21 protein-coding genes and 7 tRNA genes are annotated in these 23957 nt (G+C 55.1%); 2 read left to right on the top strand and 26 right to left on the bottom strand.

The genetic code is table 11. The annotated features are described in order from the left end of the window. Window position 1 precedes the first annotated feature (1 nt). From rsfS to leuS, 5 genes are all read right to left on the bottom strand, one after another. Window positions 2-319, bottom strand: a complete 318-nt coding sequence (gene rsfS / locus ACWKXT_RS06425; protein WP_003858696.1) for a ribosome silencing factor — start codon at window positions 317-319, stop codon at window positions 2-4. Window positions 320-587: 268 nt separating this feature from the next. Continuing rightward, window positions 588-1253: a nicotinate-nucleotide adenylyltransferase gene (nadD, locus tag ACWKXT_RS06420; protein ID WP_454528758.1), complete on the bottom strand. Its 666-nt coding sequence runs from the start codon at window positions 1251-1253 to the stop codon at window positions 588-590. Beyond that, on the bottom strand, window positions 1246-2277 hold the full coding sequence (gene holA / locus ACWKXT_RS06415; RefSeq protein ID WP_333016540.1) for a DNA polymerase III subunit delta: 1032 nt from the start codon (window positions 2275-2277) through the stop codon (window positions 1246-1248). The genes nadD and holA overlap by 8 nt, the downstream gene beginning before the upstream one ends. Next, window positions 2277-2846, bottom strand: a complete 570-nt coding sequence (gene lptE / locus ACWKXT_RS06410) for an LPS assembly lipoprotein LptE (protein ID WP_454531982.1) — start codon at window positions 2844-2846, stop codon at window positions 2277-2279. The genes holA and lptE overlap by 1 nt, the downstream gene beginning before the upstream one ends. Before the next feature lie 14 nt (window positions 2847-2860). After that, window positions 2861-5443, bottom strand: a complete 2583-nt coding sequence (leuS, locus tag ACWKXT_RS06405; protein ID WP_454531981.1) for a leucine--tRNA ligase — start codon at window positions 5441-5443, stop codon at window positions 2861-2863. Window positions 5444-5657: 214 nt separating this feature from the next. Here leuS and ACWKXT_RS06400 point away from each other — a divergent pair, with 214 nt between their 5' ends. Continuing rightward, a complete protein-coding gene (locus ACWKXT_RS06400) occupies window positions 5658-6140 on the top strand; it encodes a zinc ribbon-containing protein (RefSeq protein ID WP_025756340.1) in 483 nt (160 codons plus the stop codon). A 112-nt stretch (window positions 6141-6252) separates the two neighbouring features. On the opposite strand, the gene rihA is transcribed toward ACWKXT_RS06400, so the two are convergent. From rihA to miaB, 10 genes are all read right to left on the bottom strand, one after another. Continuing rightward, window positions 6253-7194 (bottom strand): pyrimidine-specific ribonucleoside hydrolase RihA, encoded by a 942-nt coding sequence (rihA, locus tag ACWKXT_RS06395; protein ID WP_454531980.1) that lies wholly within the window; start codon window positions 7192-7194, stop codon window positions 6253-6255. A 120-nt stretch (window positions 7195-7314) separates the two neighbouring features. Beyond that, on the bottom strand, window positions 7315-8040 hold the full coding sequence (locus tag ACWKXT_RS06390) for an amino acid ABC transporter ATP-binding protein (RefSeq protein ID WP_047347097.1): 726 nt from the start codon (window positions 8038-8040) through the stop codon (window positions 7315-7317). Further along, complete coding sequence (gltK, locus tag ACWKXT_RS06385; RefSeq protein ID WP_454528762.1) at window positions 8040-8714, bottom strand: glutamate/aspartate ABC transporter permease GltK; 675 nt, start codon at window positions 8712-8714, stop codon at window positions 8040-8042. The genes ACWKXT_RS06390 and gltK overlap by 1 nt, the downstream gene beginning before the upstream one ends. Then, window positions 8714-9454, bottom strand: a complete 741-nt coding sequence (locus tag ACWKXT_RS06380) for an amino acid ABC transporter permease (protein WP_302230952.1) — start codon at window positions 9452-9454, stop codon at window positions 8714-8716. The genes gltK and ACWKXT_RS06380 overlap by 1 nt, the downstream gene beginning before the upstream one ends. Window positions 9455-9609: 155 nt before the next feature. Continuing rightward, window positions 9610-10515 (bottom strand): amino acid ABC transporter substrate-binding protein, encoded by a 906-nt coding sequence (locus tag ACWKXT_RS06375; RefSeq protein ID WP_008501049.1) that lies wholly within the window; start codon window positions 10513-10515, stop codon window positions 9610-9612. A 409-nt stretch (window positions 10516-10924) separates the two neighbouring features. Next, window positions 10925-12463: an apolipoprotein N-acyltransferase gene (gene lnt / locus ACWKXT_RS06370; protein ID WP_454531979.1), complete on the bottom strand. Its 1539-nt coding sequence runs from the start codon at window positions 12461-12463 to the stop codon at window positions 10925-10927. A 5-nt stretch (window positions 12464-12468) separates the two neighbouring features. Further along, the gene (corC, locus tag ACWKXT_RS06365) at window positions 12469-13347 is read right to left on the bottom strand and encodes a CNNM family magnesium/cobalt transport protein CorC (RefSeq protein ID WP_021242574.1); all 879 of its coding nucleotides are present in this window, start codon (window positions 13345-13347) and stop codon (window positions 12469-12471) included. A gap of 84 nt (window positions 13348-13431) precedes the next feature. Beyond that, complete coding sequence (ybeY, locus tag ACWKXT_RS06360; protein WP_003858677.1) at window positions 13432-13899, bottom strand: rRNA maturation RNase YbeY; 468 nt, start codon at window positions 13897-13899, stop codon at window positions 13432-13434. Further along, a complete protein-coding gene (locus ACWKXT_RS06355; protein ID WP_454528764.1) occupies window positions 13896-14942 on the bottom strand; it encodes a PhoH family protein in 1047 nt (348 codons plus the stop codon). Before ACWKXT_RS06355 ends, ybeY begins: the two co-directional genes overlap by 4 nt. Before the next feature lie 163 nt (window positions 14943-15105). Then, window positions 15106-16530, bottom strand: a complete 1425-nt coding sequence (gene miaB / locus ACWKXT_RS06350) for a tRNA (N6-isopentenyl adenosine(37)-C2)-methylthiotransferase MiaB (RefSeq protein WP_454531978.1) — start codon at window positions 16528-16530, stop codon at window positions 15106-15108. Window positions 16531-16665: 135 nt separating this feature from the next. Here miaB and ubiF point away from each other — a divergent pair, with 135 nt between their 5' ends. Then, a complete protein-coding gene (gene ubiF, locus ACWKXT_RS06345; protein ID WP_454531977.1) occupies window positions 16666-17841 on the top strand; it encodes a 3-demethoxyubiquinol 3-hydroxylase in 1176 nt (391 codons plus the stop codon). 102 nt (window positions 17842-17943) lie between these two features. On the opposite strand, the gene ACWKXT_RS06340 is transcribed toward ubiF, so the two are convergent. From ACWKXT_RS06340 to nagA, 11 genes are all read right to left on the bottom strand, one after another. Continuing rightward, window positions 17944-18018, bottom strand: a tRNA-Gln gene (locus ACWKXT_RS06340). A 36-nt stretch (window positions 18019-18054) separates the two neighbouring features. Further along, a tRNA-Gln gene (locus tag ACWKXT_RS06335) sits at window positions 18055-18129 on the bottom strand. A 40-nt stretch (window positions 18130-18169) separates the two neighbouring features. Beyond that, window positions 18170-18246, bottom strand: a tRNA-Met gene (locus ACWKXT_RS06330). A gap of 17 nt (window positions 18247-18263) precedes the next feature. Continuing rightward, window positions 18264-18338, bottom strand: a tRNA-Gln gene (locus ACWKXT_RS06325). A 32-nt stretch (window positions 18339-18370) separates the two neighbouring features. Continuing rightward, window positions 18371-18445 (bottom strand) — tRNA-Gln (locus tag ACWKXT_RS06320). A 23-nt stretch (window positions 18446-18468) separates the two neighbouring features. Further along, a tRNA-Leu gene (locus tag ACWKXT_RS06315) sits at window positions 18469-18553 on the bottom strand. An 8-nt stretch (window positions 18554-18561) separates the two neighbouring features. After that, window positions 18562-18638: transfer RNA gene (locus ACWKXT_RS06310), tRNA-Met, on the bottom strand. 224 nt (window positions 18639-18862) lie between these two features. Beyond that, window positions 18863-20527, bottom strand: a complete 1665-nt coding sequence (asnB, locus tag ACWKXT_RS06305) for an asparagine synthase B (RefSeq protein ID WP_126345035.1) — start codon at window positions 20525-20527, stop codon at window positions 18863-18865. 249 nt (window positions 20528-20776) lie between these two features. Further along, window positions 20777-21529, bottom strand: a complete 753-nt coding sequence (gene nagD, locus ACWKXT_RS06300; RefSeq protein WP_116343890.1) for a ribonucleotide monophosphatase NagD — start codon at window positions 21527-21529, stop codon at window positions 20777-20779. A 45-nt stretch (window positions 21530-21574) separates the two neighbouring features. Next, window positions 21575-22795 carry a DNA-binding transcriptional regulator NagC gene (gene nagC, locus ACWKXT_RS06295; RefSeq protein ID WP_454531976.1) on the bottom strand — a complete coding sequence of 407 codons (1221 nt, stop codon included), beginning with the start codon at window positions 22793-22795 and terminating at the stop codon, window positions 21575-21577. Window positions 22796-22803: 8 nt separating this feature from the next. Beyond that, window positions 22804-23952, bottom strand: a complete 1149-nt coding sequence (gene nagA / locus ACWKXT_RS06290) for an N-acetylglucosamine-6-phosphate deacetylase (RefSeq protein WP_454531975.1) — start codon at window positions 23950-23952, stop codon at window positions 22804-22806. Window positions 23953-23957: the final 5 nt, after the last annotated feature.

Below are 23957 nucleotides of genomic sequence, written 5' to 3'. Positions count from 1 at the left end.
ATTAACCCCAGAGTTTTTCCAGCTCATACAGGCGACGGCTCTCTTCCTGCATGACATGGACAATCACATCGCCGAGGTCAACAACCACCCAGTCAGCGGTCGCTTCACCTTCAACGCCAAGCGGTAACAGTCCTGCTGCGCGCGATTCCTGAACCACGTGGTCGGCAATCGAAACAACATGACGCGTAGAGGTCCCGGTGCAGATGATCATGCAGTCGGTGATACTGGATTTACCCTTAACGTCGATAGCGATGATGTCCTGACCTTTCAGGTCATCAATTTTGTCGATAACAAAATCCTGGAGTGCTTTACCCTGCAAGTTTTCCCCCTGGGTGAATGAGATTGTGCAACTATGAATTCGTAGCCAGACAGTATACCTGAACTGACGCCCTTGTCGGGACAAATGTCACCGGCCGGGCCTTTGAAGGCGGGTATCATCCCACCCTCCGCCTGAGATTGCATCGCCATTTTTGTAAAACAATTTCTGTAAAGCAATGATCGGCGGGAAAGTCTGGCAGCGGAGGATAACAGTATGGCTTAACCTGTCAAGGCAGGATGATCAATAAGCCGCTTTTTATGCCTTCCGACTATTTATCTGCGCTTTTCTGATACAAACCGTGAGTATGAATATACGCCAGCACCGGGGCGGGAAGCAGATCGTCACACGCTAAACCCTGCTGTAAGCGCTCACGAATGAGGGTGGCAGAGATATCAAACCATGGCGTCTCCGCCAGATAAATCTTCCCGGCAGGCTGATTGTGAAGATCTTCAACTTTGCCAGTGAGATGGTCTTCAAGCCACTGCTGGTACTGGGCTTCGCGCATGGTCAGCGGATAACCCGGACGGCGGCAGACGAGCAGATGGGTGTTTTCCAGAATGGTTTCATACTTATGCCACGTAGGGAAGTTGAGCAGGGAATCCTGGCCAATGATAAAGGCCAGCGGCTGGTCTGGCCCTTGCTCGGCCCGCCACTCCTGTAGCGTTTGCGATGTCCACGAAGGGGTGTCGCGACGCAATTCCCGTTCATCAAGCCTGAAGAGCGGTTTATCTGCGATAGCCAGAGCGAGCATCTCTTTTCGCTGCTCGCTGGTGGCCTCAGGCTGGGGACGGTGCGGCGGGACATTATTGGGCATGATGGTGACGCGCTGCAGACCGATCAGATTCGCCAGAATTTCCACCGGCTTCAGATGCCCGTAATGTACCGGGTCGAAAGTGCCGCCATACAGAGCCTGTAAAGAATGCATACTATCCATCAATAAAAACGTCTGCCAGCGCCTTGTGGCAGAGCAGCAGGGAAAGACTTTCCAGCTCCGCCCACACCGACTGGCCGTAATCTTGTTTTAAGGTGAGCTCCGCGCGCATCAGAAGCTGCACAGCCTGCCGCAGCTGTTCATGACTCAGGCGATTGATGGCCTCAGTGGTCATCGCCCGGCGGTTTTGCCACACCCGGTGTTTATCAAAAAGAGCGCGCAGCGGCGTATGGGCAGACTGACGTTTGAGCGTAATCAGCAGCAGCAGTTCACGCTGCAGCGTACGCAACAGAATGACGGGCTCACTGCCTTCCAGACGCAGTTGTTGCAGAATATGCAGGGCGCGTTTACTTTTCGCCGACAGCAATGCATCCACCCAGTGGAACGGCGTGAAGTGTGCGGCATCGTTAACGGCCTGCTCGACGCGTGGTAACGTCAGTTTACCGTCCGGCCAGAGCAGGGAGAGTCTGTCCAGCGCCTGTGCCAGGGCCAGCAGGTTGCCTTCATAGCAGTAGCAAAGCAGCTGATTCGCAGCATCATCCAGTTGAAGATTGTTCTGCTTTGCCCTTGCCGCCACCCATTTTGGCAGATGCGCCTGTTCAGGTGTCTGGCAGGTGACCTGCACCGCGTGGGTCGCGAGTTGGGTGAACCACGCCGCATTTTCCTGCGCTTTGGTGAGCTTGTTGCCGCGCACAATCAGCAGCAGATCGCTGTGAAGCAGGCTGACCAGCGTGGCCAGCTGTTCATTGATGGCCGCGTTAGGGCCGTTCTCCGGCAGCAGGATCTGAATAGTCTGGCGCGACGCAAAAAGGCTCATCGCCTGACAGAGTGAGAAGAGAGCATTCCAGTCGGTATTATTATCCAGCTGGACGGTATGGTGTTCATCAAAGCCCTGCGCGGCGGCGGCATGCCGCACGGCATCCAGGCTTTCCTGAAGCAATAACGGATCGTTTCCGAGCAGCAGATACGCCGCGCGCAGCCCTTCATTGAGCTGCGCGCGGAGTTGTTCAGGATACAGCCTGATCATCATTTACCCAGAGAGGTGGCAGCAGGAATCGTGCCGGTATCCGGTTTTCCAACAATGTCAGAACCTTCTCTTGTCGACGCTGCAATACCTGGCAGTCTACGGATCAGCTGTTCCGCCGCCTTATCGTACATTTCGTTGATGATAATCTGCTGTTCAGCATCTTTTGCCAGCGCCGTTTGCGGGTTATCAAAGAACGAACGGTACACTTTCGCGCTGATCGGGTAGATATCTTTACCCGGGATCAGCACTGCTGCATTGACCGTCAACACCATCTGATACTCCGCGGTACGACCATCCTGGAAGATAGACGCCGTATCCTGGCCTAGCGTCATTCCCAGCACGCGCAGGGACGGTACGTCCTGGCGCAGCGTACCTTTTTCAATAAGCTCAACGCCGTTCAGGCGCAGCTGATTACGAATGGCCCGGCTGAGTGGACCGTTTGGATCTCCGGAATCAAAGATCATTGTTTTCATCTCAGGCGGCACCGCCGTGGTATTGCGCAGGTGCCAGCCGCAACCCGCGGTGACAAGCACCGCCAGAGATAAGAGTATTGTTGCCAGTTGTCGCACGTTTCCTCCCGCGCTTAGCCAACGACCAGATTGAGCAGTTTACCCGGTACGTAAATCACTTTACGTACGGTAACGCCCTCAAGATATTTCGCAACCAGAGGTTCCTGGCCTGCGCGTTCGCGAACCTGTTCTTCGGTTGCATCAACGGCCACGGTAATTTTACCGCGCACTTTGCCGTTAACCTGTACCACAACCAGCGTGGTGTTTTCCACCATTGCCGCTTCATCTGCAACCGGCCACGGCGCGTTGTCGATATCGCCTTCGCCTTTCAGTTCCTGCCACAGGGTGAAGCTGACGTGTGGCGTGAACGGGTTCAGCATGCGAACGACGGCCAGCAGCGCTTCACGCATGATGGCACGATCCTGCTCGCCGTCCTGCGGGGCTTTCGCCAGCTTGTTCATCAGTTCCATAATAGCCGCAATTGCGGTATTGAAGGTCTGACGACGACCAATATCATCGGTCACTTTTGCAATCGTTTTATGTACATCACGACGCAGCGCCTGCTGATCTTCGCTCAACGCAGCGGCATTCAGCGCGGGAGCATCACCCTGTGCGGTGTGTTCGTACACCAGTTTCCAGACGCGTTTCAGGAAGCGGTTAGCGCCTTCCACGCCGGATTCCTGCCACTCAAGGGTCATATCAGCCGGAGAAGCAAACATCATGAACAGACGCACGGTGTCCGCGCCGTAACGCTCGACCATCACCTGCGGGTCGATACCGTTGTTTTTAGACTTGGACATCTTGCTCATGCCGGTATAAACCAGTTCATGACCATCAGCGTCTTTTGCCTTCACGATACGGCCTTTCTCGTCACGCTCAACGATCGCATCAACCGGAGAGACCCAGTTGCGCTCGCCGTTCGCGCCAACGTAGTAGAAGGCATCTGCCAGCACCATGCCCTGACACAGCAGCTGTTTAGCCGGCTCGTCAGAGTTCACCATGCCAGCATCGCGCATCAGCTTATGGAAGAAGCGGAAGTAGAGCAGGTGCATGATGGCGTGTTCGATGCCACCGATGTAGATGTCTACCGGCAGCCAATAGTTTGCCGCATCGGAATCCAGCATGCCTTCTTTATACTGCGGGCAGGTGTAGCGCGCGTAGTACCAGGACGACTCCATGAAGGTGTCGAAGGTGTCGGTTTCACGCAGCGCAGGCTGGCCATTGACAGTGGTTTTTGCCCACTCAGGATCGGCTTTGATCGGGCTGGTGATGCCGTCCATCACCACGTCTTCCGGCAGGATCACCGGCAGTTGATCTTCTGGAGTTGGCATTACGGTGCCGTCTTCCAGGGTCACCATTGGAATTGGTGCACCCCAGTAGCGCTGACGGGACACGCCCCAGTCGCGCAGACGGTAGTTAACTTTACGCTCGCCCACGCCCAGTGAGGCCAGCTTATCGGCGATGGCGTTGAAGCCTTCTTCGAAGCTCAGACCACTGAATTCGCCGGAATTGAACAGGGTGCCTTTTTCAGTCAGCGCTTGCTCGGAGAGGTCGGGTTCAGAACCATCGGCGGCCAGAATAACGGCTTTAATCGGCAGGTTGTATTTGGTGGCAAACTCGTAGTCGCGCTGATCGTGACCCGGAACGGCCATGACCGCACCTGTACCGTACTCCATCAGAACGAAGTTTGCTGCCCAGACCGGAATCGCTTCGCCAGTCAGCGGGTGCTTAGCATAGAAGCCGGTTGCAACGCCTTTTTTCTCCATCGTCGCCATGTCGGCTTCGGCCACTTTGGTGTTGCGGCATTCGTCGATGAAGGTTGCCAGTTCCGGATTGTTTTCCGCCGCTTTCTGCGCCAGCGGGTGACCTGCGGCAACGGCCAGATAGGTCGCGCCCATGAAGGTGTCCGGACGAGTGGTATACACGGTCAGGGTCTGGTCGTAGTTCTCAACGTTGAACGTAATTTCCACGCCTTCAGAACGGCCGATCCAGTTGCGCTGCATGGTCTTAACGGTGTCAGGCCAGTGATCCAGGGTATCCAGATCGTTCAGCAGCTCGTCAGCGTAAGCGGTGATTTTGATAAACCACTGTGGGATCTCTTTACGCTCAACTTTGGTGTCGCAGCGCCAGCAGCAGCCGTCGATAACCTGCTCGTTTGCCAGAACGGTCTGGTCATTCGGGCACCAGTTAACGGCAGACGTTTTCTTATACACCAGGCCTTTTTTATACAGCTCGGTGAAGAACTTCTGCTCCCAGCGGTAGTATTCTGGTGTGCAGGTAGCCAGCTCGCGGCTCCAGTCATAGCCGAAGCCCAGCATTTTGAGCTGGTTTTTCATGTACGCAATGTTGTCGTACGTCCACGGAGCCGGTGCCGTATTGTTTTTAACCGCAGCGCCTTCTGCTGGCAGGCCGAACGCATCCCAGCCGATTGGCTGCAGAACATTTTTGCCCAGCATGCGCTGGTAACGAGCGATCACATCACCGATGGTGTAGTTACGCACGTGGCCCATGTGTAGTCGACCAGAAGGATAGGGAAGCATCGACAGGCAGTAATACTTCTCTTTGCTCTCGTCTTCGGTTACTTCAAAGGTGCGCTTCTCGTCCCAGTGTTGCTGGACTTTTGATTCTATCTCTTCCGGGCGGTATTGCTCTTGCATGGCAGCCAGTGGTCCTGTTTTCAATACAGCTACAAATGTAGCCAATGGATGTGGTAATTCAGATCCGCATAGCATAGCCCAAACGCCCGCGTCAAAACAGCCTTTCGCACAAATGCACTTTGCAGGAATTTACCGGGTCTGTGCTTCACCTGACAAAGCGGCGACGAAATAAGGTCTATTATTAGAAATAGTTACTTACCCGGGAGGCAAAATGATGAACAAGGTTGCTCAATTTTACCGCGAACTGGTGGCGACACTGACGGAACGGCTGCGTAACGGCGAGCGCGATATCGACGCGCTGGTCGAACAGGCGCGAGCACGGGTGACGCAAACGGGTGAGTTAACGCGAACCGAAGTGGAGGAGGTGACCCGCGCGGTGCGCCGAGATCTGGAAGAGTTCGCGCGCAGCTACGAAGAGAGCCAGGATGAAATCGCCGACAGCGTGTTTATGCGGGTGATTAAAGAGAGCCTGTGGCAGGAGCTGGCGGATATCACCGACAAAACGCAGCTGGAGTGGCGCGAGGTATTTCAGGACTTGAACCACCACGGTGTGTACCAGAGCGGTGAAGTCGTGGGGCTGGGGAATCTGGTGTGTGAGAAATGCCATCACCATATTGCGGTGTATACGCCGGACGTGCTGCCGCTGTGCCCGAAATGTGGGCACGATCAGTTCCAGCGTCGGCCGTTTGAGCCATAGATAAAAGCGCAGGTTTGTTCCCTCTCCCACAGGGCTGAGGAATCCCCACAAATTAATGCGAGCAGCGAACAATCCCCTCGCCCCTTTGGGGAGAGGGTTAGGGTGAGGGGCATCAGGCCGCAGAATAATAAGCCAGCCTTTCCGCCAGCAAATCCACAAACGCTTCCCGGTCGATATCCACCATCAGCGTCGTATTCGGTTTATTCCCTGTCAGTGAATAGTAATCCACCACCGTCATCCCCTGCGTATATTTCCCCTGCGTCTCCACACCAACCCAACGCTCTACCGTGGTAAACATCTCTGGCTTCAGCAGCCAGGCAATGGTGCATGGGTCATGCAGCGGCGCGCCGTGGAAGCCCCATTTCTCGGCTTTGTGATACTCCATAAAGAAGTCGAGCAGCTCGGCCACGGTCGTCGCAACCGGGTTGCCCACGGCGCGAAAGCGCTCAATATCGTCTGCCATAATTTGTGCACGGTGGGTCACATCCAGCCCTGCCATTACAATCGGCAAGCCCGACTGGAAAACGATCTCCGCCGCTTCCGGGTCGACAAAGATGTTGAACTCCGCCGCAGGCGTCCAGTTACCCAGCCCCATCGCGCCGCCCATAATCACAATACGTGCAATTTTATTTTGCAGTTCAGGATGGCTGTTCAGCAGCAGCGCAACGTTGGTTTGCGGCCCGGTGGCGACCAGCGTCACCGGCACCGCGCTCTCACGCAGCACCTTCGCCATCAGCTCCACGGCGGTACAGTTTTGCGGTGCAAAGCCCGGCTCCGGCAGTGCCGGACCGTCCAGCCCGCTTTCACCGTGAACGCTGTCGGCAATGATAAGCTCGCGCATCAGCGGCTTCACGGCTCCGCCCGCGACGGGAATATCGGTGCGTTTGAGCAGCGTTAGCATGCGCAGCACGTTGCGCAGGGTTTTGTCAGGCGTCTGGTTTCCGGCGGACGAGGTGACCGCTTTCACGTCCAGTTCAGGGGAGGCAAGTGCAAGGACGAGTGCAATCGCGTCATCATGACCCGGATCGCAATCGAGAATAATAGGCTGTGCCATAGCGTTCTCCATACGTAGCGTTATTTTGTGACAAGGTTAACGCTGCAATATGACGCCGACGAGAAGCAGAGCGTGAAAGCGTGAAGCAGTGCGCAATCCGCAGATTGCGCACTGAGAAGATTAGTGCAGGATTTTAGCGAGGAAATCTTTAGCGCGTTCGGATTTCGGGTTAGCGAAGAACTCTTCTTTCGGTGAGTCTTCAACGATCTTGCCTTCGTCCATGAAGATCACACGGTTAGCCACTTTACGGGCGAAGCCCATTTCGTGCGTCACCACCATCATGGTCATCCCTTCGTGGGCCAGTTCGACCATGACGTCCAGCACTTCGTTGATCATCTCGGGATCGAGTGCCGAGGTCGGTTCGTCGAACAGCATTGCCACCGGGTCCATGCACAGCGCGCGGGCGATCGCCACACGCTGCTGCTGGCCGCCGGAAAGCTGCGCCGGGAACTTATCGGCATGCGCAGAGAGCCCCACGCGTTCCAGGAGCTTAAGCCCTTTCTCGCGCGCCGCTTTCTTATCACGCTTAAGTACTTTTACCTGCGCCAGCGTCAGGTTCTCGATAATAGAGAGGTGAGGGAACAGCTCAAAATGCTGGAACACCATGCCAACGTGAGAGCGAAGCTGGGCGAGATTGGTTTTCTTGTCGTTCACTTTCGTGCCGTTAACAACAATTTCGCCCTGCTGCACAGGTTCCAGACCATTAACCGTTTTGATCAGCGTGGACTTACCGGAACCGGACGGCCCGCACACCACCACCACGTCACCTTTTTTCACTTCGGTGGAGCAGTCGGTCAGCACCTGAAAGTGCCCATACCATTTAGAAACATTTTTCAGGGAAATCATTATACCGTCCTTTTCTTCAGCCAACTGACCAACAGCGACGCGCTTAAACTAATCACAAAATAGACCGCGCCCGCGAAGAGCACCATCTCAACCTGCGTACCGTCACGCTCACCGATGGTCGACGCGGTACGGAAGAAGTCCGCCAGGCTCAGAACATAAACCAGAGAGGTATCCTGGAACAGCACGATGCCCTGGGTCAGCAGGAGCGGAACCATGGCGCGAAACGCCTGCGGCAGAATAATCAGCTGCATAGACTGCCAGTGCGTCATGCCCAGCGCCAGCGCGGCGCTGGATTGCCCACGGGAGATACTCTGGATACCCGCGCGGATAATCTCGGAGTAGTAAGCGGCCTCAAACATCGAGAACGCCACCATGGCGGAGATCAGGCGGATATCGGTTTTTGGTGACAGTCCCAGCACGTTCTGTAAGAAGCCAGGAACAATGAGGTAAAACCATAGCAGCACCATCACCAGCGGGATGGAGCGGAAGACGTTAACGTAGGCAGTCGCAAACCAGGCGAACGGCTTAAAGCTCGACAGGCGCATTACCGCCAGCAGGGTGCCCCAGACGATACCTACGATGATAGCGATCGCGGTGATCTTTAAGGTGATTACCAGGCCATCGAGCAGGTAAGGCATGGATGGGACGATAGAACTCCAGTCAAATTCGTACATTATTTGCCCCCCAGATTACCCGGCAGGCGGATTTTGCGTTCAACCAGGTTCATCACCAGCATGATGAAAGCGTTAATCAGAACATACGCGAGCGTGATCGCAGTGAAGGATTCCCACGCGTGAGCGGAGTAATCCAGCAGCTTGCCCGCCTGCGCGGCCATATCCACCAGGCCGATAGTTGAGGCGATGGCCGAGTTTTTCACCAGGTTCATCATCTCGGAGGTCATCGGTGGAACGATAACGCGGTAGGCGTTAGGCAGCAGCACGTAGCGATAGGTTTGGGGCAGGGTCAGGCCCATTGCCAGGCCGGCGTTTTTTTGTCCGCGCGGCAATGACTGAATGGCGGCACGCACCTGCTCGCAAACGCGCGCAGCGGTAAACAGCCCCAGACACATCATGGAGGAGACAAAGAACTGTACGTTCGGATCCAGTTCCGACTTGAACCACATGCCAATATTTTCCGGCAGCAGTTCCGGGATGACCAGATACCAGGTAAAGAATTGCACGATCAGCGGAACGTTACGGAACAGTTCCACATACAGGGTGCCAATTGTTGAAAGAAAACGGTTAGGGACGGTGCGCAGAATACCGAACAAAGAACCGACAAGAAACGCGATGATCCACGCCGTTATCGATAATGCCACGGTGACCTGGAAGCCGCTCCACAGCCAGCCAAGATAGGTGGTGTTGCCGAACGGGGCTTGTTGCAGGAATATGCCCCAGTTCCAGTCTATTGACATAATAAACTCCAGAAAAAAAAGGGTAGCAGCGCTACCCTCGAAGATTGGTGAGAAGCTCATTTTTCGCGCTGAGTGGGGAACGACCTCTCGGCGTATAGTCTGTCCATGCTTCCCGACAATCGAGAGGGCAGGAGATCCCGCCCCTGTTGTTCTAATTAGTTAAGAGCCTTGTCATTTGGAGATTTGAACAGCGCTTTCATGTCGTCAGACAGTTCAAAGTTCATATTGAGATTTTTTGGTGGAATCGGGTTCTTGAACCACTTGTCGAACCATTTTTCCGCTTCACCGGAGGTCTGCACCTGGGCGATGGTGTCATCGATCAGCTTTTTGAACTGCGGATCGTCTTTACGCAGCATACAGCCGTAAGCTTCTTTGGACTGCGCGGTGCCGACGATATCCCAGTTATCTGGTTTCTTCGCCTTCGCACGTTCGCCTGCCAGCAGGGCGTCATCCATCATAAACGCCACCGCACGACCACTTTCCAGGGTGCGGAAGGAGTCGCCATGGTCTTTCGCGCTGATGATGCGCATGTCCATTTTCTTCTCGTCGTTCAGCTTATGCAGCAGCACTTCTGAAGTGGTACCGGAAGTCACAACGACCGCTTTGCCTTTCAGGTCAGCAAAATCTTTGATCTCACCGCCTTTCTTCGTCAGCAGACGGGTGCCTACGACAAAGATGGTGTCAGAGAAGGCAGCCTGTTTCTGCCGCTCGAGGTTGTTGGTGGTGGAGCCACACTCGAAATCAAAGGTGCCGTTTTGCAGCAGTGGAATACGGTTCTGTGAAGTGATTGGGATCAGCTTCACCTGCAGGTCAGGTTTGTTCAGCTTTTTCTTCACAGCTTCAACGATGGCGTTGGAGTAATCCTGTGAATAGCCCACGACTTTTTGCGTGTTGTCGTAGTAAGAGAACGGGACAGAAGATTCACGGTGACCGACCACGATTACGCCGTTTTTGGCAATCTTGTCGAGAGTGCTGCCTGCTGCCGGAGCGTCTTCAGCGTGAACCACGCCTGCGGACATTCCCATAACCAGCATTGCTGTGGCCAGTTTACGTAATTGCATACCCAACTCCTTTCTTATCAGCGCCAGTGACGCATTGATACCCATTGTGATGTTGTTATATCTCGCGCGATGCGAGTGCAGTGTTATGCAAGCTTGTTAACATTTAGTCTGGCTTAATGTAAAGATTTTGCTGCGTTATTGTTTATTTTTGCGAAGCGCGCCGCACCATTCAGAGGCAATAATCTCCCGTTGCACCGTTTCGGTGCTACTGATGATCTACGCTGGTGCGACAAGGTTGCACGTTAAGCCAAACTGCGTTTGCGTGAATAAACAAAGCAATAGGCGTGCCAGAATTGACCCTCACCCTAGCCCTCTCCCTGGAAGGGAGAGGGGAAAAGGCGGAGCTGGATAGTGAAACGGTGCATGGACTGTTCCCTCTCCCCTTGGGGGAGAGGGCCAGGGTGAGGGGTTATTTACGACGCTGACGCAGGCTCATCAGCACGGCGCCAAAGCCGAACAGCGCGGTCAAAATCCACAGCGGCCAGTTGCCGGTGCGCGCGTACGGCGTCAGCCCCGTTGTTGGCGTGACGTTGGTGGTCAGCACCTCGCGTGTGAACTGCGGGATCATGGACTGGATTTCGCCCTGCGGACCAATCACGGCGGTGATGCCGTTGTTGGTGCTGCGCAGCAGCGGACGCGCCAGCTCCAGGGAACGCATGCGCGCCATCTGGAAGTGCTGCCACGGGCCGATAGATTTACCAAACCACGCATCGTTTGAGATGGTCAGCAGATAGTCGGTATCCGGACGGAAGTTATCCCGCACCTGCTCGCCGAGGATGATTTCGTAGCAGATGGCGGCCGTCAGGGCCAGGCCGTGCGCATGCAGCTGGGGCTGAACGTACGGGCCGCGGCTGAAGGAGGACATCGGCAGGTCAAAGAACGGGGCCAGCGGGCGCAGAATCGACTCCAGCGGCACAAATTCACCGAACGGTACCAGGTGGTTCTTGTTGTACCGGTCGGTGGATTGATAGCTGTATTCGCTGTCTTTACCGAGCGTAATAATGGTGTTGTAGGTGTCGTAGCGGTTTTGCTGATTCAGACGCGCGTCAACAATGCCGGTAATCAGGGTGCTGCCGCGCGCCACCAGCAGGTCGTTCATCATGTTGAGGAACGGCTGCTGGTTGATCTCCAGATCGGGAATGGCAGACTCCGGCCAGATAATCAGCTGCGATTTACCCATCACCTCTTCGGTGGCGTTGGCGTAGATCTTCAGCGTATTCAGCAGCTCTTTCTCGTCCCACTTCATCGACTGCGGGATATTCCCCTGCACCATGGAGACCTGCATAGCGCGCTCGGGCTCAGGCGTAAACCACTGGATATAACGCAGCGGGAAGGGCAGGGCGAACAGTACCAGCGCCACTACCAGCGGCTTCCAGCCGCGCGTGACCAGCGCCAGCACCAGCAGACCGCTCACGACCATCAGCAGGAAGTTAATGGCTTCTACGCCCATGACCGGCGCCAGTCCTTTCTGCGGGCCGTCAATCTGGCTGTAGCCGAACTGCAGCCACGGGAAGCCGGTCAGGACCCAGCCGCGCAGAAACTCGGTAATCTGCCAGACAACCGGCGCGGCAATGGCAACACGCAGCCAGGTGGTTTTTGGCCACAGGCGCGAGAGAATGCCGGCAAACAGACCGGTATAGAGCGAGAGATAGGCGGCGAGCAGGACGACCAGGAAGACGTTCACCGGCCCCGGCATGCCGCCGAACTGCGCGATACTGACGTAGACCCAGTTGATGCCAGAGCCAAACAGCCCCAGCCCCCAGAAGTAACCGATGGCAGCGGCCTGTACCGGACGACGATTCAGGGTTAACCCCTGAAGCCCCATCAGGGAGAGAATGGCGGCAGGCCAGATATCGTAAGGAGAAAAAGCCAGCGTACCGCTGGCTCCGAGCAACAGCGCCAGCAGCAAACGGACGCGCTGGCGTTCAAGTAATGAGGCAAATGCCATTTACATTAATCTTCCAGTTTTGGCACCGGTGAGTCGTCCGGCGTTCTGACGTGAACCTGAATAATACGTCGGCTGTCGGCCATGGCGACTTTGAACTGGTAACCGTCAATGTCAACGGTCTCGCCGCGCGCCGGAAGATGACCAAAGGCCTGCATCACCAGCCCGCCAATGGTATCGACCTCTTCATCGCTGAAGTGGGTCCCAAACGCGTCGTTAAAGTCTTCAATCGAGGCCAGCGCGCGCACGGTCCAGGTGTGGCGGCTGAGCTGACGGAAGTCGATATCTTCTTCTTCGTCGTACTCGTCTTCGATTTCGCCCACGATCAGTTCAAGAATATCTTCGATCGTGACCAGACCTGAGACGCCGCCGAATTCATCAATAACAATCGCCATGTGGTAACGCTGAGAGCGAAACTCTTTCAGCATCCGATCCACACGTTTACTTTCCGGCACAACCACGGCCTGGCGTAACACTTTTTCCATGCTGAAGGCTTCGGCATCGCTGCGCATAAACGGCAGCAGATCTTTGGCCATCAAAATCCCTTCGATGTGATCTTTATCTTCGCTGATGACCGGGAAACGCGAGTGGGCGGATTCGATGATCACATCGAGGCACTCGTCCAGGGTCTGGTTACGTTTCAGGGTAATCATCTGCGAGCGGGGGATCATGATATCGCGGACGCGCTGGTCGGCGATGTCCATCACCCCTTCGAGCATTTCGCGCGTATCTTCGTCGATAAGGTCGTTCTGCCCGGAATCACGAATCAGCTCCAGCAGTTCATCACGGTTTTTCGGTTCGCCGTGGAAAAGCTGGTTCAGAATGAGGGAGAAAAATCCCTTTTTACTGGTTGTCGTGTCGCTACTGTGTGAATTGTCGTCGCTCATGGCGTTTGTTAAGGGTTCTCTTGTTAGTTCAACGTTAACCGCCGCGCTATGTCCCTGCGCGGCAGCATGGTAGTCAGTAACTGACTATTCTTTCTCGGCAATGTACGGATCCTCATAGCCCAGAGCAAGCATTATCTCTGTCTCGAGGGACTCCATCTCTTCCGCTTCGTCATCTTCAATGTGATCGTAGCCCAGCAGGTGCAGGCTGCCGTGTACCACCATATGCGCCCAGTGGGCCTCAAGCGGCTTTTGCTGCTCTTTGGCTTCCTGCTCAACCACCTGACGGCAGATGATCAGATCGCCCAGTAGCGGCATCTCAATGCCCGGCGGCGCTTCGAACGGGAAAGAGAGCACGTTGGTTGGCTTATCTTTCCCACGGTAGGTCAGGTTAAGCTCATGGCTTTCTGCTTCATCCACCAGGCGAATCGTAACTTCTGATTCTTCCTGAAACTGGGGGATTACTGCATCCAGCCATTTCTGAAACTGTGCCTCTTCTGGCATGCCGGAATTGTCTTCACAGGCCAGCTGTAAATCGAGGATCACCTGACTCATTTCTGTTCTTGCTCCTGCGCTTCGCGCTTACGTTCCGCGGCCTGTTCGGCCCTGCGTTTTTGATCCGCCTCTTCCCAGGCTTCATAGGCGTTAACGATGCGCGCGACCACCGGGTGGCGTACCACGTCTTCACTGTGGAAGAAGTTAAAGCTGATTTCATCGACCTCAGCCAGCACCTCAATGGCGTGACGCAGGCCAGATTTGGTGCTGCGCGGCAGGTCGATCTGGGTGACGTCACCGGTGATAACCGCTTTCGAGTTGAAGCCGATACGCGTCAGGAACATTTTCATCTGTTCGATGGTGGTGTTCTGGCTTTCATCAAGAATGATGAATGCGTCGTTGAGCGTACGGCCGCGCATGTAGGCCAGTGGTGCAACTTCTATCACGTTACGTTCGATCAGCTTCTCCACTTTCTCAAAGCCGAGCATCTCGAACAGCGCGTCGTATAGCGGACGCAGATACGGGTCGACCTTCTGGCTCAGATCGCCGGGCAGGAAGCCCAGCTTTTCACCCGCTTCAACGGCAGGGCGGGTCAGCAGGATACGACGGATCTCCTGACGCTCCAGTGCATCCACCGCAGCGGCAACCGCGAGATAGGTTTTACCCGTACCCGCCGGGCCTACGCCGAAGGTAATGTCATGGTCAAGAATGTTGGCGATGTACTGCGCCTGGTTTGGCGTACGCGGCTTGATGACGCCACGCTTGGTCTTGATATTGATTGCCTTACCGTAGTCAGGCACGCTTTCCGCGCTCTGCTCAAGCACGCGCGCCTCTTTAATGGCGAGGTGGATCTGTTCCGGCTCAATATCCTGAATTTCACCGCGCATCGGGGCGGTATCAACATACAGGCTGCGCAGAATATCTGCCGCCGCGTTGACGCAGATAGGGCGTCCGGTGAGTTTGAAATGGTTATCGCGACGATTGATTTCGATACCCAGACGTCGCTCAAGTTGTTTGATGTTGTCATCAAACGGCCCGCACAGGCTCAGCAGGCGAGCGTTGTCTGCGGGCGTTAGGCTAATTTCACGCGTATCTATGTTCAAACTGTTCCTCTTTGAGTAGTTAACTGACTCGCCGCCACACGGCGTAATAAAACGGTCATTACCGAAATTATTCACGCCACAGAATAAAGGCGCAAGCGTTGCGGATGATATTGGGGACGATGAGAGGAAATACAAGGCCTGCCGGGCAGGCAGGCCTGAAGGATCACGGCTGGTAAATGCCCACGCCAGAGTCGTTGACTTTGCGGGTGCGAGAGATTACGGACTCAGGCGTCTCTGCAATGCGCAGGCCCATTTCGTCCTCGGTGCGTACCACCTTCCCGCGCAGCGAGTTAGTGAGCACTTCAACAATCTCGACGTCCACAAATTTACCGATCATGTCCGGGGTGCCTTCGAAGTTCACCACGCGGTTATTTTCGGTTCGGCCAGACAGTTCCATGACGCTCTTACGGGAGGTGCCTTCCACCAGAATGCGCTGAACGGTGCCGAGCATACGGCGGCTCCAGGCATTGGCCTGCTGGTTGATACGCTCCTGCAGAATATACAGACGCTGCTTTTTCTCCTCTTCCGGCACATCGTCAACCATGTCGGCCGCAGGCGTGCCAGGACGCGCTGAGAAGATGAAGCTGTAGCTGACGTCAAAGTTCACTTCACCGATGAGCTTCATGGTGCGCTCGAAGTCATCAGCGGTTTCGCCAGGGAAGCCGACGATGAAGTCGGAACTGATTTGAATATCCGGGCGCGCTTCACGCAGCTTACGAATGGTGGATTTGTACTCCAGCACCGTATGCGGGCGACCCATGAGGTTCAGCACGCGGTCAGAGCCGCACTGGATCGGCAGGTGCAGGAAGCTCACCAGCTCTGGCGTATCACGGTACACGTCAATGATGTCGTCGGTAAACTCCATCGGATGGCTGGTGGTGAAACGAATGCGGTCGATGCCGTCAATTGCGGCCACCAGGCGCAGCAGTTCGGCGAAGCTGCCGGTGGTGCCGTCGTAGTTCTCGCCGCGCCACGCGTTCACGTTCTGGCCGAGCAGGTTCACTTCGCGAACGCCCTGTGCGGCAAGCTGCGCGATTTCAAACAGAATGTCGTCCGCCGGGCGGCTGACCTCTTCACCGCGGGTGTAAGGCACCACGCAGTAGGTACAGTATTTGTTGCAGCCTTCCATGATCGAGACGAAGGCGGTCGGGCCATCGGCGCGCGGCTCTGGCAGACGGTCAAATTTCTCGATCTCCGGGAAACTGACGTCAACGACCGGGCTACGGTTGCCGCGAACCTGATTGATCATCTCCGGCAGGCGATGCAGGGTCTGAGGGCCAAAGACGATATCCACATACGGGGCTCTCTGGCGGATCAGCTTACCTTCCTGCGACGCGACGCAGCCGCCCACGCCGATGATCAGGTCCGGATTTTTTCGCTTAAGAAGCTTCCAGCGGCCTAACACATGAAAGACTTTTTCCTGTGCTTTTTCACGAATTGAACAGGTGTTCAGCAGCAGCACATCGGCTTCTTTCGCATTTTCAGTCAGCTGGTATCCGTGGGTGGTATCCAGCAGATCGGCCATCTTGGATGAATCGTATTCGTTCATCTGACAGCCCCAGGTTTTTATATGGAGTTTTTTAGTCATCGACTTGCTCAGCTCAGGATTGCAAGCCGCGTATTGTAATGCTTTGGTGGGGTTGTGACCAGTATGAAGGTTGTGTGTCTCAGGACCATAAAAATCCGGTAAACTTAAGGGATTCTCCAATAAGGAAAATTGACCATGACACTCCTACACACCGAAGTTGCCGTTGTCGGCGGCGGTATGGTCGGCGGCGCGCTGGCGCTGGGGCTGGCGAAGCAGGGATTTGAGGTAACGGTAATTGAGCAGTCGGCACCGCCGACGTTCGATCCCGCCAGCAAACCGGACGTGCGCATTTCCGCCATTAGCGCGGCGTCCGTCGATCTGCTGCGCGGGCTGGGCGTCTGGGAATCGGTGCTGGCGATGCGCGCCCATCCTTACAGCCGTCTTGAAACCTGGGAGTGGGAAAATGCCCACGTCGCGTTTGATGCCGCTGAGCTGAAGCTGCCGCGCCTGGGCTATATGGTAGAAAACAACGTGCTTCAGCTGGCGCTCTGGCAGGCGCTGGAGGCGCACCCGAAGGTGACGCTGCGTGTGCCTGCATCGCTTAAGGAACTGCATCGCCATGACGACGGCTGTCTTCTGACGCTGGACAGTGGCGATGAGCTGGCCGTGAAGCTGGTAGTGGGGGCGGATGGCGCTAATTCGCAGGTCAGACAGATGGCAGGTATTGGCGTTCATGCCTGGCAGTACCAGCAGTCCTGCATGCTAATCACCGTCCAGTGCGACAATGCGCCGGGCGACAGCACCTGGCAGCACTTTACCCCGAATGGCCCGCATGCGTTTTTACCACTCTTCGATAACTGGGCGTCGCTGGTGTGGTATGACAAACCGGCGCGGGTTCGCCAGCTGCAGGGGCTGAGTATGGAGCAGTTGCAGCGCGAGATCCTGCTTCACTTCCCGAGCCGCCTTGGCAAGGTGACGCCGGTCGCGGCAGGGGCATTCCCGCTCACGCGCCGTCACGCTCTGCACTATGCCCGCGAAGGTTTAGCGCTGGTGGGGGATGCGGCGCACACCATACACCCGCTTGCAGGGCAGGGCGTGAATCTTGGATATCGTGACGTCGACGCCTTACTGGATGTATTGAGCCACGCGCGCAGCCATGCGGAAGCCTGGGCCAGCCATCAGGTGCTGAAGCGCTACCAGACGCGGCGTATGGCGGATAACTTCATCATGCAGTCGGGGATGGATCTGTTCTATGCCGGGTTCAGCAATGATCTGGCACCGGTACGCATACTGCGTAACATTGGATTGATGGCAGCGGAACGTGCCGGTGGTTTGAAACGTCAGGCCCTGAAATATGCCCTCGGACTCTAATCCTTTTTCCCTCTCCCCGTGGGAGAGGGCCAGGGTGAGGGCCCCAGACCGCACGAACAACAAAAACAAAAAAGCCCGCAGAGCGGGCTTATTTGTTTTAAGTGGCTGGGGTGCAGGGATTCGAACCCCGGAATGCTGGTATCAGAAACCAGAGCCTTACCGCTTGGCGACACCCCAATTGCGTTAAACAGAGTGCTTAACGACTTTTTAAATTGGCTGGGGTACGAGGATTCGAACCTCGGAATGCCGGAATCAGAATCCGGTGCCTTACCGCTTGGCGATACCCCAACAATTTTTTAATTACCGAAACAAATCGATAATCTTAATTTGGTGGCTACGACGGGATTCGAACCTGTGACCCCATCATTATGAGTGATGTGCTCTAACCAACTGAGCTACGTAGCCAGTACTGCAATCTTCGATGGCTGGGGTACCTGGATTCGAACCAGGGAATGCCGGTATCAAAAACCGGTGCCTTACCGCTTGGCGATACCCCAATACCGCGGAGAACCGCAAAATCGAAGAAATATGGCTGGGGTACCTGGATTCGAACCAGGGAATGCCGGTATCAAAAACCGGTGCCTTACCGCTTGGCGATACCCCATCCGTGCAACGCTTACCCGGGAATGGTGCGGGAGGCGAGACTTGAACTCGCACACCTTGCGGCGCCAGAACCTAAATCTGGTGCGTCTACCAATTTCGCCACTCCCGCAAAAAAGATGGTGGCTACGACGGGATTCGAACCTGTGACCCCATCATTATGAGTGATGTGCTCTAACCAACTGAGCTACGTAGCCATCTTTTTTCGCGTTACCTTATCGGCGTTGCGGGGCGCATTATGCGTATAGACCCTTGCAGCGTCAACACCTTTTTCAACGAAAATAGCTGGAATGTGACTGTTTGGTTAGGTTGCGAACAGCGTGGCCGAATATTCGGCAATTATTGGTTATTAATCGTTTTTCGGTGGTGAAATGTGAGGCAAAAAAAACAGGCCCTGGGGGCCTGTTTGAAATCGTAGTGATTATTTGTAGGCGGACTGGTGAACGCCAACCGCGCGTCCTGATGGATCGTTCATCGCCTTGAAAGATTCATCCCATTCAATGGCTTTCGCGGAGGAACAAGCCACTGACGGACCGCCAGGGACACATTCGGCTGCGCTCGGCACCGGGAACAGTTCCTCAAAGATCTCACGGTACAGGTACGCTTCTTTCGAGCCCGGGGTGTTGTACGGGAAGCGGAAGCTCGCAGTTTCCAGTTGCTGGTCAGAAACCTGTTTTGCCGCCACCTCTTTCAGGGTGTCAATCCAGCTGTAGCCTACACCATCGGAGAACTGCTCTTTCTGACGCCACGCCACGCTCGCCGGCAGGTAAGATTCAAAACATTCACGCAGGATATGTTTTTCCATTTTGCCGTTGCCGCACATCTTGTCCTGCGGGTTGATGCGCATCGCCACGTCGAGGAATTTCTTATCCAGGAACGGCACGCGCGCTTCCACGCCCCAGGCAGACATCGCTTTGTTAGCACGTGCGCAGTCAAACATGTGCAGCGCCTGCAGCTTACGCACGGTCTCTTCGTGCAGCTCTTTGGCGTTTGGCGCTTTGTGGAAGTACAGGTAGCCGCCAAACACTTCATCAGAGCCTTCACCGGAGAGCACCATCTTGATGCCCATCGCTTTGATCTTACGCGACATCAGGTACATCGGCGTGGAGGCACGAATGGTGGTCACGTCATAGGTCTCAATGTGATAGATCACATCGCGGATCGCATCCAGGCCTTCCTGCACGGTGAAGTGAATTTCATGGTGCACGGTGCCGAGGTGGTTCGCCACTTCCTGCGCGGCTTTCAGATCCGGTGCCCCTTCCAGCCCCACGGCGAAGGAGTGCAGCTGCGGCCACCAGGCTTCGGAGCGCTCCTGATCTTCCACGCGGCGGGCCGCGAATTTCTTGGTGATCGCGGAGATCACGGAGGAGTCCAGGCCGCCGGAGAGCAGTACGCCGTACGGGACGTCTGACATCAGGTGGCTTTTCACGGAATCTTCCAGCGCCTGACGCAGCTCGGCTTTATCCGTCACGTTGTCTTTAACCGCGTCATAATCGAACCAGTCGCGCTGATAGTACGAACGGATTTCACCGTCTTTACTCCACAGGTAGCTGCCCGCCGGGAACTCTTTAATGGTACGGCAGACCGGAACCAGGGCTTTCATTTCAGAGGCAACATAGAAGTTGCCGTGCTCATCGTGGCCCATGTACAGCGGGATAATGCCGATATGGTCACGGCCAATCAGGTAAGCGTCTTTTTCGCTGTCGTACAGGGCGAAGGCAAACATGCCCTGCAGATCGTCGAGAAACTCCGGACCTTTCTCCTGATACAGCGCCAGGATCACCTCGCAGTCAGAACCGGTCTGGAAGGCGTAACGGTCGCCATATTCAGCGCGCAGCGCCTGATGGTTATAGATTTCACCGTTTACAGCCAGCGCGTGCGTTTTTTTCTCGTTATACAGCGGCTGTGCACCGGCGTTAACGTCAACAATAGACAGACGTTCGTGAGCCAGAATCGCTTTATCGCTGGCGTAAACGCCTGACCAGTCCGGGCCGCGATGGCGCATCAGGCGGGACAGTTCGAGAGCCTTTTTACGCAGTTCGCCCGCGTCAGTTTTAATATCCAGTACGCCAAAAATTGAACACATAACCTTCTCCGTTAACCCTGTTGCATTGTGATGTTGCTTGCTTATGAAAATGCCGCAAAGGGGAAAAGGGCGCAAGGGTTTTACGGGCTCAAAAGGAAATAGTGCAATAGTGATTGCGGAATAGTGAAAAAAGAGTACGTCATTAATGCTTTTATTGATGATTATTCAATGAAAGGCGCTTTTTGTTAGATGGAGTTTTATTTGTATGAGCCGAAAATGAAAAACCACGCACTGAGGCGTGGTTCGGTATCAGATAATGTCGATTTCGTCGACGGAGGGGTAAATCCAGCTTGGCCTGAAGGGCATTGAGTCAATGTCATCAATCTGCGAGACGCCGGAAAGCACTAAGATAGTTTCCAGACCCGCCTGGAAACCGGCCAGAATATCAGTACGCAGGTTATCGCCGACAATCACGGTTTCTTCGGAGTGGGCCTGCATTTTGTTCAGCGCGGCACGGATGATCCACGGGCTTGGTTTCCCGACCACAAACGGCTGACGCCCGGAGATTTTCTCGATACCGGCGCACAGCGCGCCGCAGGCCGGATAAAAACCACGACCGTGCGTATCCGGGTTGGTGGCGATAAAGCGCGCGCCGCTGGCGACAAAGTAGGCTGCTTTATGCATCATCTCCCAGTTAAAGGAGCGCGTTTCACCGACGATGACAAAGTCCGGGTTCACATCGGTAATAGTAAAGCCTGCTTTATACAGTTCGTGGATCAGCGCGCCTTCACCGACAACATAAGCTTTTTTTCCTTCCTGACGCTTCAGAAAATCCGCCGTTGCCATCGCGGAGGTATAAAACACGCTGTCCGGGACGTCCACACCTGCCGTGGCAAAGCGGTTCGCCAGATCCTGACCGGTCTGAGAAGGGTAGTTCGTGAGAAGAACCAGAGGCATTCCTTTGTCGATGATGCGGTGAAGAAATTCCGCAGCACCCGGCACGGCAACATTGTCGTGCATCAGCACGCCGTCGATATCACAAATTACATTCTTAATGGTCATGGACAGTCCGACATCAAAAAAAGAAGGCGTTACTATAAGGTCCGATCAACTTTCCAGCAAATGCTGGAGCAGGATCCCGTTGAGCATGGCGCGCTTAACCAGCGCAAACGCGCCAATCGCCGAGCGATGGTCAAGCTTTGAACGAACCACCGGAAGATTCTGGCGGAATGCTTTCAGCGCCTGGGTGTTAATACAGCCTTCAATCGCGGGGAGCAGCACCTTTTCTGCTTCCACAATTTCTCCGGCGATCACCACTTTTTGTGGGTTAAACAGGTTGATGGCGATGGCGATGGTTTTCCCCAGATGGCGTCCAACCTGCTCGATCACTTCACAGGCCAGCGCGTCGCCTTTATTAGCGGCTTTGCAGATGGTGCCTATCATGCAGTCGTCCTGCGTGACGCGACTTTGGTAACCCTGTTCAAGCAGATGGCGAACGCGCTGTTCAATGGCCGTGTTGGCGGCGATGGTTTCAAGGCAGCCGAAGTTGCCGCAGTGGCAGCGCTCGCCGAGCGGTTCAACCTGAATGTGGCCAATCTCGCCGACGTTGCCGTTGCGACCAATAAAAATACGGCCATTGGAGATAATACCTGCGCCCGTGCCGCGGTGTACGCGCACCAGAATAGAGTCTTCGCAGTCCTGGCTCGCACCAAAGTAGTGCTCAGCCAGCGCTAAAGATCGAATATCGTGGCCGACAAAACAGGTCACCTTAAAGCGTTTCTCCAGCGCGTCGACCAGCGCCCAGTTCTCAACCTGAATATGCGGCATGTAACGAATAACACCGCTTTCCGGGTCGACCAGGCCCGGCAGGATCACCGAGATGGCGATGAGTTCGCGAATTTTACGCTGACAGCTTTCAATAAAGTGCGCGATGGTATTCAGCAGGGCGTGTTCCAGCGTCTCCTGGGTGCGCTCGGGCAGCGGGTAGTGCTCTTCCGCAATGGCTTTGCTGCTCAGATCGTAAAGCGTGAGCGTGGTGTCATGACGACCAAGCCGGACGCCAATTGCCTGAAAATTACGGGTTTCGGTAATAATGGAGATGGCGCGGCGGCCCCCGGTGGAGGCCTGCTGATCGACTTCTTTGATCAAACCGCGCTCAATGAGCTGGCGGGTAATTTTTGTCACGCTGGCGGGAGCAAGCTGGCTTTGTTCGGCTATCTGGATCCGCGAGATTGGACCGTGTTGGTCAATCAGACGATATACCGCCGCACTGTTAAGTTGTTTAACGAGATCGACATTACCGATTTGAGCTTGTCCGCCTGGTGTCATACTTTTACTTACTCAGTGACGACCTCGTTACCATTAACGATGGTCTTAATAATTTTATAATCGTGTGTGAATGCCGTCAGGTTTGCAACCATACCTGGTGCAATTCCGCCAAGCTGTTTATCCACGCCCATCGCGCGAGCAGGATAAAGGGTGGCCATACGCAGGACTTCATCAAGTGCAATCCCACAATGTTCAACCAGGTTACGCACCCCTTCAATCATGGTCAAAGAGGAGCCACTCAGCGTACCGTTTTCATCCACACACAGTCCGTTGCGGTAGTATATTGTTTTACCGGCAAAAATGAACTGCTCAATATTTGCACCTGCTGGTGCGGTGGCATCCGTCACCAGACAAAGCTTGTCACCTTTCAGCCGCTTGGCGTTGCGAATATTGGTGTAATCAACGTGCATGCCATCAGCGATAATGCCGCAATAAACGTCCGGCTCGTCCAGAATCGCCCCGACCAGACCCGGCTCACGGCCGGTAATATACGGCATAGCGTTATAAAGGTGGGTCGCAAAGGTAATGCCAGCACGGAATCCCGCTTTGGCTTCTTTCAGCGTGGCGTTTGAGTGACCCGCTGAAACGACAATCCCGGCCGCGGCCAGTTTGCTGATCACCTCTGTACCGGTCATTTCAGGCGCCAGCGTGACTTTGGTGATGACATCAGCGTTGGCACACATGTAGTCGACCAGTTCGGCGTCCGGTTTGCGAACGTAGTTCGGGTTATGTGTCCCTTTCTTCACTATGTTCAGCCACGGTCCTTCCAGGTGCAGGCCCAGCGCCTGATTCGGATGTTTTGCCAGGTATTCACGCATCACGCGGATACCTTGCTTCATCAGGTCATCACTGCTGGTGATGAGGGTAGGCAGGTAGCTGGTGCAGCCCGATTTCTCGTTGGCTTTCTGCATGATTTCCAGCGTTTCAACCGTTACCGCCTCTGCGGTATCGTTAAATTGCACACCGCCGCAGCCGTTAAGCTGTACGTCGATGAAACCGGGGGAGATCGTTGCTCCATTGAGTGAGCGCTGTTCAATCTCCGGCGGCAGTTTTGCCAGCGGACAAACACGTTCAATCAGGCCATTGGCGATAACAATCGCATGGTCATCCAGAATATCATGGCCGGTATAAATCCGACCGTGGGTTAAAGCGTACATAACGA

The organism is Enterobacter sp. UPMP701, assembly GCF_053709515.1.
This window is presented reverse-complemented; position numbering and strand designations above follow the sequence as displayed.

Coding starts and splice junctions, on each gene's coding strand:
- ybeY (WP_003858677.1), bottom strand. CDS start 13,899: ATGAGTCAGGTGATCCTCGATTTACAGCTGGCCTGTGAAGACAATTCC.
- ubiF (WP_454531977.1), top strand. CDS start 16,666: ATGACACTCCTACACACCGAAGTTGCCGTTGTCGGCGGCGGTATGGTC.
- gltK (WP_454528762.1), bottom strand. CDS start 8,714: ATGTACGAATTTGACTGGAGTTCTATCGTCCCATCCATGCCTTACCTG.
- rihA (WP_454531980.1), bottom strand. CDS start 7,194: ATGGCACAGCCTATTATTCTCGATTGCGATCCGGGTCATGATGACGCG.
- holA (WP_333016540.1), bottom strand. CDS start 2,277: ATGATCAGGCTGTATCCTGAACAACTCCGCGCGCAGCTCAATGAAGGG.
- nagA (WP_454531975.1), bottom strand. CDS start 23,952: ATGTACGCTTTAACCCACGGTCGGATTTATACCGGCCATGATATTCTG.
- ACWKXT_RS06380 (WP_302230952.1), bottom strand. CDS start 9,454: ATGTCAATAGACTGGAACTGGGGCATATTCCTGCAACAAGCCCCGTTC.
- leuS (WP_454531981.1), bottom strand. CDS start 5,443: ATGCAAGAGCAATACCGCCCGGAAGAGATAGAATCAAAAGTCCAGCAA.
- lnt (WP_454531979.1), bottom strand. CDS start 12,463: ATGGCATTTGCCTCATTACTTGAACGCCAGCGCGTCCGTTTGCTGCTG.
- miaB (WP_454531978.1), bottom strand. CDS start 16,530: ATGACTAAAAAACTCCATATAAAAACCTGGGGCTGTCAGATGAACGAA.
- ACWKXT_RS06400 (WP_025756340.1), top strand. CDS start 5,658: ATGAACAAGGTTGCTCAATTTTACCGCGAACTGGTGGCGACACTGACG.
- nadD (WP_454528758.1), bottom strand. CDS start 1,253: ATGGATAGTATGCATTCTTTACAGGCTCTGTATGGCGGCACTTTCGAC.
- ACWKXT_RS06375 (WP_008501049.1), bottom strand. CDS start 10,515: ATGCAATTACGTAAACTGGCCACAGCAATGCTGGTTATGGGAATGTCC.
- corC (WP_021242574.1), bottom strand. CDS start 13,347: ATGAGCGACGACAATTCACACAGTAGCGACACGACAACCAGTAAAAAG.
- nagD (WP_116343890.1), bottom strand. CDS start 21,529: ATGACCATTAAGAATGTAATTTGTGATATCGACGGCGTGCTGATGCAC.
- ACWKXT_RS06390 (WP_047347097.1), bottom strand. CDS start 8,040: ATGATTTCCCTGAAAAATGTTTCTAAATGGTATGGGCACTTTCAGGTG.
- asnB (WP_126345035.1), bottom strand. CDS start 20,527: ATGTGTTCAATTTTTGGCGTACTGGATATTAAAACTGACGCGGGCGAA.
- nagC (WP_454531976.1), bottom strand. CDS start 22,795: ATGACACCAGGCGGACAAGCTCAAATCGGTAATGTCGATCTCGTTAAA.